Origin of the sequence: Niallia circulans (genome assembly GCF_007273535.1) — a bacterium.
In the GTDB taxonomy this organism is placed as follows: domain Bacteria; phylum Bacillota; class Bacilli; order Bacillales; family Cytobacillaceae; genus Niallia; species Niallia circulans_B.
Map to the genome: position 1 here is coordinate 3779571 of NZ_RIBP01000004.1, position 15855 is coordinate 3795425.

Annotated in this window: 15 protein-coding genes; 3 read left to right on the forward strand and 12 right to left on the reverse strand. The window is 40.9% G+C overall.

The features are described 5' to 3' along the window. Nucleotides 1-70: 70 nt before the first annotated feature. The 8 genes from mgrA to CEQ21_RS26825 form a co-directional block, all read right to left on the reverse strand. Entirely contained in the window at nt 71-1069 is a 999-nt protein-coding gene (gene mgrA, locus CEQ21_RS26790) for an L-glyceraldehyde 3-phosphate reductase (protein ID WP_185767160.1), read from the reverse strand. A 12-nt stretch (nt 1070-1081) separates the two neighbouring features. Then, a complete protein-coding gene (locus CEQ21_RS26795; protein WP_185767161.1) occupies nt 1082-1705 on the reverse strand; it encodes an SGNH/GDSL hydrolase family protein in 624 nt (207 codons plus the stop codon). Nucleotides 1706-1937: 232 nt separating this feature from the next. Further along, nucleotides 1938-2894, reverse strand: coding sequence for a metal ABC transporter substrate-binding protein (locus tag CEQ21_RS26800; RefSeq protein WP_185767162.1), 957 nt, complete (start codon nt 2892-2894; stop codon nt 1938-1940). Between the two features lie 74 nt (nt 2895-2968). Continuing rightward, nucleotides 2969-4147: a GTP-binding protein gene (locus CEQ21_RS26805; RefSeq protein WP_185767163.1), complete on the reverse strand. Its 1179-nt coding sequence runs from the start codon at nt 4145-4147 to the stop codon at nt 2969-2971. Between the two features lie 167 nt (nt 4148-4314). After that, nucleotides 4315-5370 (reverse strand): Gfo/Idh/MocA family protein, encoded by a 1056-nt coding sequence (locus tag CEQ21_RS26810; RefSeq protein ID WP_185767164.1) that lies wholly within the window; start codon nt 5368-5370, stop codon nt 4315-4317. Nucleotides 5371-5388: 18 nt separating this feature from the next. Next, nucleotides 5389-6357, reverse strand: coding sequence for a sugar phosphate isomerase/epimerase family protein (locus CEQ21_RS26815; protein WP_185767165.1), 969 nt, complete (start codon nt 6355-6357; stop codon nt 5389-5391). Between the two features lie 30 nt (nt 6358-6387). Continuing rightward, nucleotides 6388-7419 (reverse strand): Gfo/Idh/MocA family protein, encoded by a 1032-nt coding sequence (locus tag CEQ21_RS26820; RefSeq protein ID WP_185767166.1) that lies wholly within the window; start codon nt 7417-7419, stop codon nt 6388-6390. 23 nt (nt 7420-7442) lie between these two features. Continuing rightward, the gene (locus CEQ21_RS26825; RefSeq protein WP_419181609.1) at nt 7443-8159 is read right to left on the reverse strand and encodes a ThuA domain-containing protein; all 717 of its coding nucleotides are present in this window, start codon (nt 8157-8159) and stop codon (nt 7443-7445) included. A 170-nt stretch (nt 8160-8329) separates the two neighbouring features. Between CEQ21_RS26825 and CEQ21_RS26830 the strand changes: the two genes are divergently transcribed. From CEQ21_RS26830 to CEQ21_RS26840, 3 genes are all read left to right on the forward strand, one after another. Next, on the forward strand, nt 8330-9235 hold the full coding sequence (locus tag CEQ21_RS26830) for a helix-turn-helix domain-containing protein (protein ID WP_185767168.1): 906 nt from the start codon (nt 8330-8332) through the stop codon (nt 9233-9235). 102 nt (nt 9236-9337) lie between these two features. Then, nucleotides 9338-10210 (forward strand): hypothetical protein, encoded by an 873-nt coding sequence (locus CEQ21_RS26835; protein WP_185767169.1) that lies wholly within the window; start codon nt 9338-9340, stop codon nt 10208-10210. A 117-nt stretch (nt 10211-10327) separates the two neighbouring features. Next, complete coding sequence (locus CEQ21_RS26840) at nt 10328-12337, forward strand: metallophosphoesterase family protein (protein ID WP_185767170.1); 2010 nt, start codon at nt 10328-10330, stop codon at nt 12335-12337. On the opposite strand, the gene nadE is transcribed toward CEQ21_RS26840, so the two are convergent. Genes nadE through CEQ21_RS26860 form a run of 4 tightly spaced genes read right to left on the reverse strand, consistent with a single transcriptional unit; the run spans nt 12338 to nt 15836 of the window. Continuing rightward, nucleotides 12338-13162, reverse strand: coding sequence for an ammonia-dependent NAD(+) synthetase (nadE, locus tag CEQ21_RS26845; RefSeq protein ID WP_185767171.1), 825 nt, complete (start codon nt 13160-13162; stop codon nt 12338-12340). 20 nt (nt 13163-13182) lie between these two features. Beyond that, complete coding sequence (gene nadD / locus CEQ21_RS26850) at nt 13183-13797, reverse strand: nicotinate (nicotinamide) nucleotide adenylyltransferase (RefSeq protein ID WP_185767172.1); 615 nt, start codon at nt 13795-13797, stop codon at nt 13183-13185. A gap of 6 nt (nt 13798-13803) precedes the next feature. Then, nucleotides 13804-15264, reverse strand: a complete 1461-nt coding sequence (locus CEQ21_RS26855; protein ID WP_185767173.1) for a nicotinate phosphoribosyltransferase — start codon at nt 15262-15264, stop codon at nt 13804-13806. Then, nucleotides 15264-15836, reverse strand: a complete 573-nt coding sequence (locus CEQ21_RS26860; RefSeq protein WP_185767174.1) for a cysteine hydrolase family protein — start codon at nt 15834-15836, stop codon at nt 15264-15266. Before CEQ21_RS26860 ends, CEQ21_RS26855 begins: the two co-directional genes overlap by 1 nt. Between the last annotated feature and the right edge of the window lie 19 nt (nt 15837-15855).

The following is a 15855-nucleotide window of genomic DNA, read 5'->3' on the forward strand; positions in this document are numbered from 1 at the left end:
CATTAATTACATCGTATTTATCTTAACAAAACAAACATTGCCATCTTTTGGACAGCAATGTTTTACAGTGTTATATCGAATCCGTCAATATATTATCAATACTGGAAAGCTCTTCATTAGAAAATTCCAGGTTATTCAATGCAGCCACATTTTCTTCCACTTGGCTCACTCTGCTTGCACCAATTAACGCGGAAGTTACTTTTCCATTGCGCAGCACCCAAGCTAGCGACATCTGTGCGAGGCTTTGACCCCGGTTTGCTGCAATTTCGTTAAGCTTTTTAACACGATTAATCACGTCTTGCGTCACCTGTGCTTCATTCAGGAAGCTGGACGGTTTTTTTGCTCTTGAATCTTCTGGAATTCCATGAGCGTATTTGCTTGTCAACAGGCCTTGAGCCAATGGGCAAAACGCAATCGAGCCAACACCATTTTGCTCTAAAACGTCCTGCAGGCCATCCTCTACCCAACGCTCTAATAGGGAATATTTCGGCTGATGGATTAACAGCGGAGTACCAAGTCGATTCAAAATTTCAATCGCTGCTGAGGTCTGTTCCGCACTGTAATTGGAGACTCCGACATATAAAGCCTTCCCTTGCTTAACAACGAGGTCAAGTGCCGCCATTGTCTCTTCTAAAGGAGTAAAAGGATCTGGACGATGTGAATAAAAAACATCCACATAATCAAGTCCCATTCTTTTCAAGCTTTGGTCAAGGCTCGATACAAGATATTTCTTAGAGCCCCAGTCTCCGTATGGTCCTGGCCACATATGATAGCCAGCCTTAGTGGAAATTACCATTTCATCCCGATATGGGGCGAAATCAGCTTGCAGCATTTTCCCAAACATTTCTTCTGCAGATCCTGGCGGTGGTCCATAATTATTGGCCAAATCAAAATGGGTAATCCCTAGATCAAACGCTCTTCTTAGAATCGCCCTTCCGTTTTCATATGTATCCACACCACCGAAATTATGCCAAAGTCCTAAAGAGATAGCCGGAAGCAGCAGCCCTGAATTTCCTGTGCGATTATATTTCATTGATTCATACCGAGTCTCACTTGCTTGATATCCCATTTTCTTTCCCCTTTACTTTTTATTTAAAAAAGCTTGAAGCCAGGTTTGCGCCATCAGCATATTTCCGATGGTGTTCATATGAACACCATCTGTTGTTAGTACTTGGCAGTCTGGCGTATTTAAATAGGCAATAAATGCTTGATGTGTTGGCACCAACAAGGAATTAGACTCTGCAGCCAGTTCCTGTATTGCAGCCACATAAGGCTTTAACAGTTTGTTTCCTTGTGCATTCACATCCTCCTGAATAACTGTCGGCTCCATTAAAATAACTTTGGCACTTGTATGTGTATGAACCTGCTCTATCAAATCTGCGTATATCGCCTTAAAATGGTCGTGTGACATTGCTTCTTGCTGAGGCGAATCAAGCTGTCGCCATACATCATTTATACCGATTGATATCGACACATAATCTGGCTTTAAATCCAAGACATCCTGTTTCCACCGCTCTGCTAAATCAGGAACTCTGTTTCCGCCAATACCCTTATTAATAATTTGCGGGAGGATCTCTGGCTTATTTATCGCAAGAAAATCTCTTACATACCGAACATAACTGTTACCAATCTGCTCTGGGTCTTCATATCTGCCTGCTTCTGTTATGCTGTCACCGATGAACAGCAAAAGATCATTTTTATTCACGAAAGACCTACCTCTTTCCCCTCACATTAGTAGCGATCACTTATGTATATTTCCAGCTGTTCAATATTATTAAACGCTTTCAATCTGTTGTTTGCCCCAATACTAGCATTCTCTCACACTATTTGCAATTGCTTTTTAGCCATTTACAAAAATTGAAAACGAATGGTTTTAGGGATAAAGCTCTTTTGCACAGATAAAGAGGATACCTAAATAATGGCATCCTCTTTTATGTTTATTCAGACTGTGCTTGGACAATTGCATTCAAATTATTTTTCATGATTGAAATGTAATCGAGTCCGTTCTTTTGATCTTCCTCATTAACTAATTCTAGTGTATTTAAAACGGTCGTTTTCGCATCTATTTCATTTGCCAGTGTCTCTGCAACCTTAGGTGATGCCGCCTCTTCAAAATAGATAACGTTAATATCATGCTCACTTGCGAATGTTTTTAATTCAGCAAGCTTCGCTGCCGATGGCTCCTGCTCTGGTGACAGCCCTGCAATGGCAATTTGTTCAAGACCATAGTCGTGTGCCAAATAACCAAATGCTGCGTGCTGTGTAATCATTTCCTTTTTCGAGACTAATGCAAGCTTCTCCTTATACTCACTATCAAGCGCTGAAAGCTCCTTTAAGTACGACTCACTATTGTTTTTATATTCGTCTTCATGCGTTGGATCTGACTCAATCAGACTAGCTGTGATTGTCTCGACTTCTTTCATTGCCAATGCTGGGCTCAGCCAGACATGCGGATCCATTTCATGACTATGATCATGATGATGCTCTTCCTCCTCATCATGATGTTCTTCCTCTTCTTCCAATCCTTCCATAAGTGCAATTCCCTGACTCGCTTCTACAAAGACTGTGCCTTCATCCTCTGCTGCCGCTTCGATTGTTGGGACAAATGTCTCCATATACTCACTGTTGTAAATAAACAAATCTGCATCATGCACTTTTTTTATATCCTTCGGAGTTGGTTCCCAATCATGCGGTTCTGTTGATGACGGAATCAGCAGCTCCACATCAGCTTGATTTCCTGCAATTTGTTTCGTAAATTCATACATTGGATAAAAGCTTGTCATAATTTTCAGCTGCTTATCCCCATCATTATTTGTTTGGACGTCTTGTGCGCCACAGCCTGACAGCAATGTTACTGCTGCTGCAAGTACAATGCCCCATTTAGTTTTTTTCATACTCTCTTCTCTCCCGATATCTACTATTCATTTTATAAATTGTAATGATTACGATTTAAACCTTAAACCAAGTTCTATATATACAATGGCAATGGGTCTTGGAATGTCTGCCAGTCACTCTTCATTTCTTGATCTGTTAACAGACAGCCATCCAGCTCACTCTGAATTGCGTGTTTATCCATATTAAGACCAATAAATACTAATTCTGTTTGCCTGTCACCCCATGTTTCATGCCAACTTTCCTGAACTTCTGGCTCTTCTGCCAGGACTTCATTCCTCTGCTCATCTGGAAGACAGGCAATCCATTTCCCTGCTCCTTGAATGGATACAGATGAACCGGCTTGAGAAAGCAAGCCAATATCATCATTTCTTGTCGCCAGCCAAAAGAAACCCTTTGCTCTGATTATTACAGACGGCCAATTTTCTAGCCACTCCATCAATCGCCCTGGATGAAATGGTTTTGCTTTTTTGTATAAAAAGGAAGAAATGCCATACTCCTCTGTTTCTGGGATATGCTCCTCTTGCAGCTCCTTTATCCAGCCAGCTGCTTGACTTGCTTCATCTAAGTTAAACACATTTTTGTCCCATATATGCTCTAATGAAAGCTTGCTGAACTTTGTTGTATGAATAGCTGCATCTGGATTGAGTTTTTTTAACACCTGCTGCAATTCAGAAACCGATTGCTCTGGAACAAGATCCATCTTATTCAAAATAATGATGTTTGCAAACTCAATTTGGTCAATCAGCAGATCGGCTATTTCGCGATCATCATGGTCATCTCTGCCGATATGTCTGTCTATTAACGTTTCTCCAGACCCATAATCATGCCAGAATCTATTGGCATCCACCACTGTTATCATTGCATTGATTTTGCAAATAGCTGCTAAATCAATTCCTGTCTCTTCATCCATATATGTAAACGTCTGTGCGACAGGAACAGGTTCACTAATGCCTGAGGATTCAATTAAAATATGGTCGATTTCGCCATCCTCTGCAAGCTTCTTTACCTCCAATAGCAAATCCGCTCTTAATGTGCAGCAGATACAGCCATTCTGCATTTCGACAAGCCTTTCATCCGTTCTTGTGAATCCACCTTGCTTAATAAGTTTACCGTCGATATTCACCTCGCTCATATCATTGACGATAACGGCAATCCTTTCACTATGCTTACTTGTTAAAATATGATTTAACAAGGTCGTTTTTCCTGACCCCAGATAACCACTGAGTACAGTCACTCCTATCCGTTCATTCAATTTAATTCCTTCTTTCTTCAAAGCGTAATTATTACGATTTATGTGTTATATCGATAACCTGATCTTTTTCCCTTATTCATATTAATCGTAACTATTACGATTTGTAAAGAGGTTTTTTAATTTAATGGAAAAACCTTTGCGGAAATAGTCCCACAAAGGTTTTAGTATTAAGCCATTTCTTCCTGTGCATTTTCGTGGAAAGTAACTCTTTCTCTTTTCTTGCCAGATTCATAGATAGCACAGATCATTTTCTGTGTTTTTAATGCATCCTCGCCCGTAACATCAGGTGCTGCTCCGGATTTCAATGACTCATAGAAATTATTGATTTGCTTCACATGGCTTACACCCCAGTATCCCTTTGCCCCATTGTCATAATGGAAGGTTTCCTGTGGATTATTGTCTGCGATGAATTCTCTTCCATCCATTAACCTGACAGTCGCACGGTCTGCGACCATCTTTGCAATTCCTTGTTCACAATGCAGTTCAATTTCAACAGGTGCATCATATGTGTAGTAGTTAATTGCATGGAAGGCTGATACTACTCCGTTTTGGAAAGAGATAACGCCTTCTGCCGAGTCCTCTACTTCAATAATTTCATGGGCACGGTTGCTGATTGTAGCATCGACATATTTAATGTCACTGTCAACGAACCATCTCATTAAGTCCAACGTGTGGATAGCCTGATCGATGATCACACCGCCGCCTTCTTTTTCCCATGTGCCTTTCCAATCGCTTTTTAAGTAATATTCATCAGAACGGTCCCATGTTACAGACAGTTTTCCTGATTTAATTGCCCCCAGTTCTCCATTCACTAGCATGTTTTTAATAAGCTGGGAGCCTGGATTATAGCGATTTTGGAAAATGACTCCTAATGTTGTATCATTTTCTTTTGCTGTTTCAACCATTTCCCGAGCATCGTCAAATGCGATTGACATCGGCTTTTCTGTCAAAACATGAATCTTTCTTTTTGCTGCTGCAATCGCAACAGGTGCATGTAAATGATGAGGCAGGCAAATATGGATAACATCAAGCTGCTCGCTGTTAAACATTTCCTCATAATCTGTGTATGATGCACAATTATAAATTGCTGCTTTTGCGTCTGCTCTGTCCTTTTTAACATCACATACAGCGACAAGCTTTGCATCCTCTCTTGTTATTATTGATTGAGCATGCATCGGAAATATATTGCCGCACCCTACGATTCCTACTTTATATGAAGTCATACTTAACATCCTCCTTAATTATGCCCACCACATTTGAGATGGAGCTTCTTCAATAACTACTGACTTAAGTGTTGATACAGCTCTTGCCAGTCCTTCTCGGATAGACATTAGCGGATCCTCGTGTTCAATGCTGACAACATAGTCATAGCCGTATGTTCGTAATGCACTCATCATATCAGACCATTCGGATGCACTGTGCCCGCAGCCTACTGAACGGAAAGTCCATGCTCTTGTTTGAACATTGCCGTATGGCTGCATATCTGTTAAGCCATACATATTGGCATTATCCTGGTCAATATAAGTATCCTTTGCATGAAAATGATGAATGGCATTTGCCTTTGCCAATATTTTAATTGCTCCAACAGGATCAATTCCTTGCCACCATAAATGACTTGGATCAAGATTGGCCCCAATTGCGTCACTTGTTTCTTCCCTTAGCTTCAGCAAGGTATATGGTGTGTGAACCAAAAATCCGCCATGCAGCTCAAGACCGATCTTCACGCCATGCTCGCTCGCATATTGGCCAACTTCCTTCCAATACGGAATAAGCTTTTCCTCCCATTGCCATGTTTTCACATCACTGTATTCTGTTGGCCATGGGGTTACAGGCCAATTCGGGAATTTTGCTCCTTCATGATCACCAGCTGTCCCAGAAAAACAATTTACAACAGGCACATTCATAAGAGAAGCAAGCTTAATTGTTTTCATCAATGTTTCGTGTGATTCTAAAGCAAAGTCCTTTTCAGGTGAAATCGGGTTTCCATGACAGCTGAATGCACTGATCATCAAGCCCCGCTTCTCTACCTGCTGCAAGTAATCCTGTCTCTTTTCTTCGTTCTCCAGCAAGCCGTCCAAATCACAGTGGGCATTGCCTGGATAACCTCCTGTCCCGATTTCAACAGCCTGGAGGCCAGCCTCTTTAACCGCATCAAGCATTTCCTCGAAATTTTTATCCGAAAACAGAACTGTAAAGACTCCTAGTTTCATAGCTATTCTCCCCTTTTATTCATTCATAATCTATTTGTTAATTTTCGCAATTTGCTTCGTTTCATTTGATTTGATTGCACCTAATATAACCTCAAGAGATTTTTTCCCCTCTGCTCCTGTGATTAAAGGCTCTGTGTCAGACACGATGGAAGATACAAAGTGATCAATGACACCTGTTGCGTCTTGGCCGCCAGCATCGTTTGATTGGATTTTGCCAAGTTCATAGTTTACTATTTCACCTGTCGCATATTGTACAATCAATGAATATTGCGGGTGATCCTCTAGTCTAAGAATTGCCTTTTCACCGTAAATAACCGTAGAGTTATCCTCTTTGCTTGTGTAAGCCCAGCTTGCCGCCAATGTCCCAATGATGCCGCTTTCTGTTTTAAGAACACATACAGCGTTATCGTCAACATCCGCAAAGTCCTTCGCATTCGTTTCTACAAATGCGCCTACTTCAACGAACTCTTCTCCAAGCACATAGCGAAGCAGGTCTGTTTTATGAACACCTAAGTCTCCCATTGCCCCGATAAATGCCTTCTCCTTTTGGAAGAACCAGCTTTCCTTGCCGTCCACACTCCATTGTTCAGGTCCGCCATGTCCAAATGCAGACCGGAAGCTGTAAATTTTGCCCACTGCACCAGATTGGATAAGTTCACGAGCTTTTTGATGGGATTTAACGAAGCGTTGGTTATGACCGATCATTAGTTTCTTTCCGTTCTTTTCCGCTGCCTCGATCATCTGTGCTGCTTCTTCTGATGAAGTTGCCATTGGCTTTTCACAAAGAACGTGCTTACCTGCATTAAGTGCATCAATAGAGATGGGTGCATGCAGATAGTTCGGTGTACAAACACTGACTGCATCTATGTCTTTGTCAGCAAGCAGTTCCTTATAATCTGTATAAGCTTTTGCACTGTACTCTTTACCAATCTCAAGTGCACGCTCTTCGTTAATATCACAAACAGCAACAATCTCGACTGCCTTATTCCAGCTATATTCCTGCAAATGTCTATGCTGAGCAATACTGCCGCAGCCAATAACACCGATCTTTAATGTACTCATAACTATTTTCCCCCTATTATTGTTTAGTTTGCTGTTGGATTTTCTAACGCCTGACTATTGCCATACACAGGTCTGTTTCTTGCTACAGGCTTCGCCCACTTCACTGCATTAACGATGACCTGCTGTACGTCTTTATGATGATATGTAGGATATGTTTCATGTCCTGGTCTGAAATAGAATATCTTGCCGTTTCCTCGAGTATACGTGCAGCCGCTTCTAAACACTTCTCCGCCTGTAAACCAGCTTGTAAAAATCAGCTCATCTGGAGCAGGAATATCAAAATGCTCGCCATACATCTCTTCTTTTTCTATTTCGATGTATTCACCAATCCCTTCTGCAATTGGATGGCTTGGTGCTACAACCCACAGTCTTTCTTTGTCGTCCGCTTCTCTCCACTTCAAATCACAGCTTGTTCCCATCAGCAATTTGAATATTTTAGAGAAATGACCGGAGTGAAGAACAATCAATCCCATGCCATCAAGAACACGTTGCTGTACCTTTTGTACAATTTCGTCCTTTACTTCTCCATGAGCAATATGGCCCCACCAAATCAAAACCTCTGTATTATTAAGCACTTCATCTGTAAGCCCATGCTCCGGCTCATCCAGTGTTGCTGTTTTTGTTTCAAAGCCTGCATTTTTTAAAATACTTTCAATACAGCCGTGTATACCTGTCGGATAGATTTCCGCTACAGTAGAATTTATTTTTTCATGGCGATTTTCATTCCAGATAGTTATCAAGTTACCCACACTCCAATATCGATTTATGGTATCATTATAAAAAATGAAAGCGATTTAATAAATGCTCAAAACTGGCTTCTTTTTATTCAAATGTGTCATTTATGAAAAATATAAAAATATATTTTCATATGGACTGATGCCAGTATATTTTGAGTCGGGGGTCTTAACGCATGATTAAAAATACATATGAAGAGCTAGTTAATGAAGTCGTTCACTATGAAAATCCTTTATTATCTTTAAAGGTGTGGGAAATCAATGAAGAACCAGCATACACAGCTGCCATCGAAAAGGAAACATGGCATTTCCATAAAGAAGTTGAGTTTCTGGCTATAATAGAAGGGAATTTGGCGATCCAGCACCAGTATCAATCGACTGTCATTGGCGAGGGCGACACCTATATTATGGGTGCCTCCCAGCCCCACAGGACGTGTAAGCAGTTTGAAGGGAATTTAAGGTATATCGTGTTTCAAGTAGATTTATTGAAGCATTTTGACCAAAGCATACTTCCTTATTTGCACTGCTTTTCAGAGGTTACGACACCACTTCAGCATTTGAATTATATATTTAAGCAGAATGATGCAACAAAGAAGCAAGTCTACAACCTCATTATTGAAATTTATATGGAGGCACAAAAGAAGGAAAAGGGTTACGAAATTGCCATTAATGCAGCCATTAAGAAGCTTCTCCTTCTTTTAATTAGGAATGACGAGGAAAACCTCTTGAAATTTGCGGATGCCGATTCCTTCACTCGCCTTAAGCCAGTTCTCGATTATATTGAGGACCATTTAAAGGATAAGCTTTTTGTTGAGGAGGCATGTGCCATCTTAAACTTAAGCTATCATTATTTCATTAAATATTTCAAAAAGAGCATGGGAGTTTCCTTTATTGACTACGTGAATCTTAAAAGGATAAAAAAGGCGGAGCTGCTGTTGTTAACAAGTGAAAAAAGTATTATGGAGATTAGCTTTGATGTTGGTATAAGCAATATTGCCCAATTTTATAAGCTTTTCAAACGGCATAATCTCTGCTCTCCAAAGGAGTACCGGCTTCGCATGCAGCAAAATGCAGTAGTTTAATAGAACGATGATGTAACTTAAGAAATTCTTAAGGTTTCCCCTCTATTATTAATACGGTTTATCTTTTTCGGAGCCTATTTCTAATAGAAGGGAATTTTTTTTATGTCATTATCAGTTAGTAATTCTACTGCAGTTGCCTACTTACAATGGGCACAAAAGACTGCATCAGAAGCAGCAGCTTCGACGCAAGACAGCTCCCAGCAATCTTTTCAGGACATGCTTATCTCAAGCAGTCAACTGAGTAATGTGCCGTCAGCTTACACAATTGCAGGTGTGAACAACACAACAGACTATGCTTCATTAACAACAGACCAAAAGCTAGCTTTTCTTGAAAATATGCAAGCAAAAGCAGAAAAAGTCGGAAACACAACAGATGCCACTCTTCCTGAAGGTCTGCAAACTGCTTTCAACACAATAAGTGACCTGCTGTCAGACTTTACCTTGAACGAGAGCTCAGAGGAGGATATAACCTCTCTATTTGACCAAATCACTACAGTTTTAGAGGATTCTAAACCACAGGGAACAGCAATGCCTTTTGGCGCAGTGCCACCGCCAAACTTTGCGGAGACATCAGTTATGGACGAAACCTATTCTGTTGAACAGATGAGTCAATTTCTTGCTGACCTTATCAGCAGCTTTAATACGGATGACGAGGATGATGAGAAGAATTCTATCCTTACAGATTCACTATCTGAAAATACAACGAATCAGCTTTCGAGCTTTGATTTAGGTTCAGCATCAGAGGAGCAGATCACTTCTTTATTTGAGAGCATTATCGCAGAGTTAGAGGCGGCAAAGCAAGAGCAAACCAATTCTGCCAGTGCTGCTGGCAATGAAGACTCTGAAACAAGTGCTGAAGCATTTCCAAACAGCATTCAGTTGTCTGGAACGTCGCTTCCGCCAATAAATTGGAAACCGACAACCAATACTGCTGCTAGCACTTATGCTGCCATCAACAGCGCATCTTTTTATTAATATTTACGGATGGAAGGTGACAGGGTCTCCTGCCATCCTTTCAGCCCACCCATGTATCCTCACACTTTTCACACTAGGTGAATAGCCTAGAGTAAAAAGTGCGGGACGGTGATACCGATGAATTTTCCTGACATATTAGCTGGACCGATTTTGCGGAGAACAGAAAAGAAGGAGATATACTGCTGGATTGCATTAAGCAAGTTAATTGATACACGAACAGTGGTATATGATATCCAACAAACAAATGATAACTTCTCCCTCGAATGTGTTAGCAGCAATTGTGAAACAACAATTGCCAAAATGGGAGAAAACCTCTTTATCTATTTAATGAAGGCAACACCTAATGAAGAAGCTTTTCCGACAGAGCAGCTTCTTGGATACAATGTTTTCTTTAGCGACAAATCTAAAGAATGGAGCTTGACAGACTATCAATTACTAGACAACCATCATCCACTCTCAATTGTTTATGGCAATTTGCCTCTTCCGTCCTTTTTCATAACAGAGACTGAATCTGCCAGCTTTCTTTACGGATCCTGTCAAAAGCTGCATGGCATCGGCGAGGATGCCCTCACCAAAGGTGACAGTATGCTTGCAGACTGCTGGTCTGATTTAACGAAAAGACCTTCCTCCCTTTTTCTGTTAGGCGACCAAATCTACGCAGATGATGTTGCAGACCCAATTGCCCCATTTATACAATTACTTGGTGAAAAGCTGATTGGCAAAAAAGAAGCTTATAAGGAATTACCCATTTTACTTGGACCAGACTATAACATATCCTTTTCTCAAGTGCATGGTCGTGCAGAAATGATGAAGGAATTATGCTGCTTTACCTCGACAAAAGCGGCCAACCATCTGATTACATTAGGTGAATATGCAGCAATGTACTTGTTAAGCTGGAGCCCAGCTCTTTGGGAAACAGCAAAGGAAGCAAATTCATTTTTGACATTTGATGAGCTGATAGCTCGGGATAAATATTATATGGATAAGACGTTAAACACTGACAAAGCATTGGAAACAAGACGTAAAGAATATGAAGACCAAGCAAATTCACTGACTAAATTCGCAAATTCTGTCCCCAAAATTCGCAGATTACTGGCAAATCTGCCTGTCTATATGATCTTTGATGATCATGACATAACAGATGATTGGAATATCTCCATTGATTGGAGGCAAAAGGTTAGCAACGCGCCGCTCGGCAGGCATGTTGTCGCTAATGGATTGACTGCATACTGGGCATTTCAAGGTTGGGGCAATGCTCCTGACACCTTTTCTGAACAATTTTTGGCTGCCATTCATGCAAGGATAAAAGGAAGCAGTATCCAAACACAAGACTATGAATATTGGCTCACGTCTATGTGGTTATTCTCCAATTGGCATTATACGATACCATCCACTCCTGTTACGCTAGTTCTTGATACACGAACACAGCGCTTCTACCCTGACACAAAAACAAAATTAATTGGTTCCTATCTCAGCAAGCGGACGAAGGGTCCAAACCTTATAAAAAGGGAAGCATGGCAAAAATTAGAAAAAAGTCTTTATTCATCTAACTGGAAAAAAGGAGAAAAGCTGATACTGCTGTCAGCAACCCCTTTATACGGTGTAGATCTTATCGAATCATTTTTAAAAAGAATCGTCCTTCCAATCTCTAACAAAATCCCAAATCTTCAGGAAACACTGGATTTAGAATGGTGGAAATTCAATGGACGTGGATACCATGAATTTCATAATTGGCTAGCAAAATGGAATCTCTCTGAATGTATCATTCTATCTGGTGATGCACATATGGCATTTGCGCTTCATTCAGAGGTAGAGCATCCGTTTCATGGCAGCAGAACGATTCATCAATACACGAGCAGCCCCATCAAAAATGAATCCTTTCGAGGTCTTGCAAGTGTTGCTTTAAAAGGCTCGCTCTTATTAGGTAATCAGCTTATCAAAAAAAATGTCACACACCGCTATTGTGATCATGATTTTCTTCTATGTGAAGGTGACCCAACATCTGATTATATTTGGAAGGAAAGAATTCAACACGAAACACTGGACAGTGGCTTTATCATTAAAACAAATAATAATCTTGGCCTGCTTGAAGTTTCTCCACCTGGCATTACGAATAAGTTTCTGTAATTATTGCCACTGATCAAACATGGTGACAGGGCTTAAGCGCTTATGCTCTGTCACGATATATCTTGCTTCAATCCGCTCGGCAAATTCAGCATCTACTTCTTTTCCTTCCAAGTAATCGTCAATCACTTCATAACGCAAGCCGAGCGCTGTTTCATCGGGAATTTGCGGCTTATTATCCTCTAAATCAGCTGTCGGTGTTTTTGTATATAAATGTTCCGGACAGCCAAGCAGTTTCAAAATTTGCTTGCCTTGCCGCTTATTTAGCCGATACAGTGGCAAAATATCTGCCGCACCATCACCGAATTTAGTAAAAAAGCCTGTCACTGCCTCTGCAGCATGATCTGTCCCCACAACAAGACCGTCTGATGCACCAGCAATATCATACTGAACCTTCATTCTTTCCCTCGCTTTCACATTTCCCTTAAGAAAGTCTGCTTTCACTCCCCTTTTAATGGGAACAGACGCAAAGCTTGCATCCACACTTGCTTGAATATTAACTGTTATTACCCTTGAAGGCTTAATAAACTCGATAGCATCAAGACAATCCTGTTCATCAAGCTGAACACCGTATGGCAGACGGACTGCAATAAACTCATACGTCTGTTCATGCTGCTCCATGTTCAATTCATTGACAACAGTCTGACACATGAAGCCTGCAAGTGTTGAATCCTGTCCGCCAGACAGGCCCAAAACTAGTGCTTTACATGCCTTATTTCTAGTTAAATACCCCTTTAAAAAATCCACACTTTTTCTAAATTCAATGGCTGGATCTATGTTTGGCTGAACATGAAGCGTTTCAATAATTTCTCCTTGTAGCTGTCTCATCTTTTCCTCTCCCTACTACTCTATTTGTAAAGTTTGTTCTCCTTAATATAACTGTAGCAAGCGTCAGGCAATAAGTACCGCGGCTCTCCCCCCATTGCCAGTTCCTCACGAATATAGGTGGAGCTTATCTCCATTGCCAGTCCTTTATCAAGGAGATGAAAAGTACTGCCATCATCATTATTCCTCAATATAGGAGAGTGACTGATTGCCGTTAGCATATCAATGCCATCTCTTGCCATAACAATGAACTTATTTTCGGCAATAAGTTCTTCCCCCTTCGCCCACTTCCCCTTCCCGATATCCACAAGCAAATCTGCTCCCATAATAAAATAGACATCATCATTAGGATAAACTGCTTTAAAGTGCCGAAGCGTATTATAGGTGTAAATATTCCACGCCTCTTCCTTCATTTCATACTCATCTGCCGTAAACTTCGGGTTGTTTTCAATTGCTAACTCAAGCATTTTCCAGCGATGGCTATCATCAACATGAAGCTGTTTATCCCGTCGTTTGCTTGAGCACGGCAGAAAAATCACTTTATCCAGCTTACAGCGGTGCGCAACAGTGCTTGCCGTCCATAAATGCACATTCGTAACCGGATCAAACGAAGAGCCATATATACCGATTTTCCCCATTTTTGATTACCTCCTTCCCATGCTTTTTTCAACTTCTTCTTGGACTTCTTTAATAAGCTTCATTTTGTTATTCCAGCATTCCTCGCTAAGATCAACTGGATATTCCTCTGGATTGAGCATGCGTTTATATTCGTCCCAAAACAGCTTTAGATTATCTGCTGCATACCTTTGAATCTCTTGGAGGGACGGCAATTCATAACAGCTCTTCCCAGCCTTTATTGCTGTCACATGCAATTCTTTTGCAGTGTAATCTGTGACGAACTTGCTGATATATGTGTGAACAGGATGAAACATTTTCAGGCGCTCCTGGGTAACATCCTCACTAGCTAGCGCGAGATAATCCCCTTCTGCATGACCGTTTCCTTTATTAATGATGCGGTACAGTCTTTTTTGACCAGGCGTCGTTACTTTTTCCGGATTAGCAGAGATTTTTATCGTATCTGCCATTCCGCCATTATCTTCTTCAATACTGACAAGCTTATATACACCACCAAGTGCAGCTTGATCATAGGCGGTGATCAGCTTTGTACCAATACCCCATACATCAATTCTCGCACCCTCTGCTTTCACATTCATGATGGTATATTCATCTAAGTCATTTGACGCAATTATCTCTGTATTTGTAAAGCCAGCCTCATCGAGCATTTGTCTTGCTCGTTTTGATAAGTATGCCAAATCACCACTATCCAGTCTTATTGCCTTAAAGTTAATGCGACCGGCAAATTCCTTAGCAACCTTGATTGCATTTGGCACGCCTGAGCGTAAAGTGTCATACGTATCGACTAAAAAAACACAATCCTTATGGCTGCTTGCATAGCTCTTGAATGCTTTATACTCATCACGATATGCCTGCACAAGCGCATGGGCATGTGTACCTGCAATCGGAATGTCAAAGAGCTTACCTGCTCTTACATTACTGGTTGCAGCAAAACCGCCGATATAAGCAGCTCTCGTTCCCCACAAAGCGGCATCCAGTTCATGTGCTCTTCTCGTACCAAACTCCATTGCCGTGTTTTCACCAATTACCATCTTAATACGAGATGCCTTTGTCGCAATTAAGGTTTGATAGTTTACAATATTGAGGAGAATTGTTTCTAACAGCTGTGCCTCTGCTAATGTTGCCTCAACCCTCAGTAGTGGTTCATTAGCAAACACGATTTCTCCCTCTCTCACACAATGAATGTCACCAGTAAAGCGAATTCCACTCAGATAACGCAAGAACTCTTCTGAGTAGCCAACCTCTCGCAAATACTCAATATCCGTTTCTGAAAAATGAAAGCTCTCAATTATGTCCATAACTCGCTCAAGTCCTGCAAAAACAGCGTATCCATTTCCGAAGGGAAGCTTGCGAAAATACATTTCAAACTCAGCCTTACGTTCATGAACATTGTCCTTCCAGTACGTTTCTACCATGTTAATCTGATATAAGTCTGTGTGCAGCATCAAGCTGTCATCTGAATATCTCATTATTTATCTGCTCCTTTTCCCTGAATAATTTTCGCTCCTAAGACTGTCTTAAAGTGTTCAATTGCCCATTCATGCCCCTTTTGGGAGAAGGAGGCAACCGCATCCTCATATATAACGAGGCTAAAGCCTTTATTATATGCATCAACCGCAGTATGAAGCACACATATATCTGTGCATAAGCCGACAAGATGAAGCTCTGTTATCCCTCTTTCTCTTAGCTTCAACTCCAAATCTGTCCCTGCAAAGGCTGAGTATCTTGTTTTATCTAAATAATAAATATGATTGAACTGGTTATTTCTTTCATAAACCTCCCGCAAACTGCCGAATAAACTTCTGCCTGCTGTGTTCCTTATATTATGAGGTGGAAATAATGCATGCTCTGGATGAAGTGTATCCTCCGCTTCATGCACATCCACCGCAAAAACCGTATAATCACCATTTCGAATAAATTTCTCTGTAATAGATGTAACTTCTTTTTCTATTAATTGCCCTTTCTCACCGCAGGATAACCTTCCGTCAATTGAGGCAAAATCAACAGTATAGTCAATATTTATTAACGCCTTATTCGCCATTTATTATTCCTCCCTAATT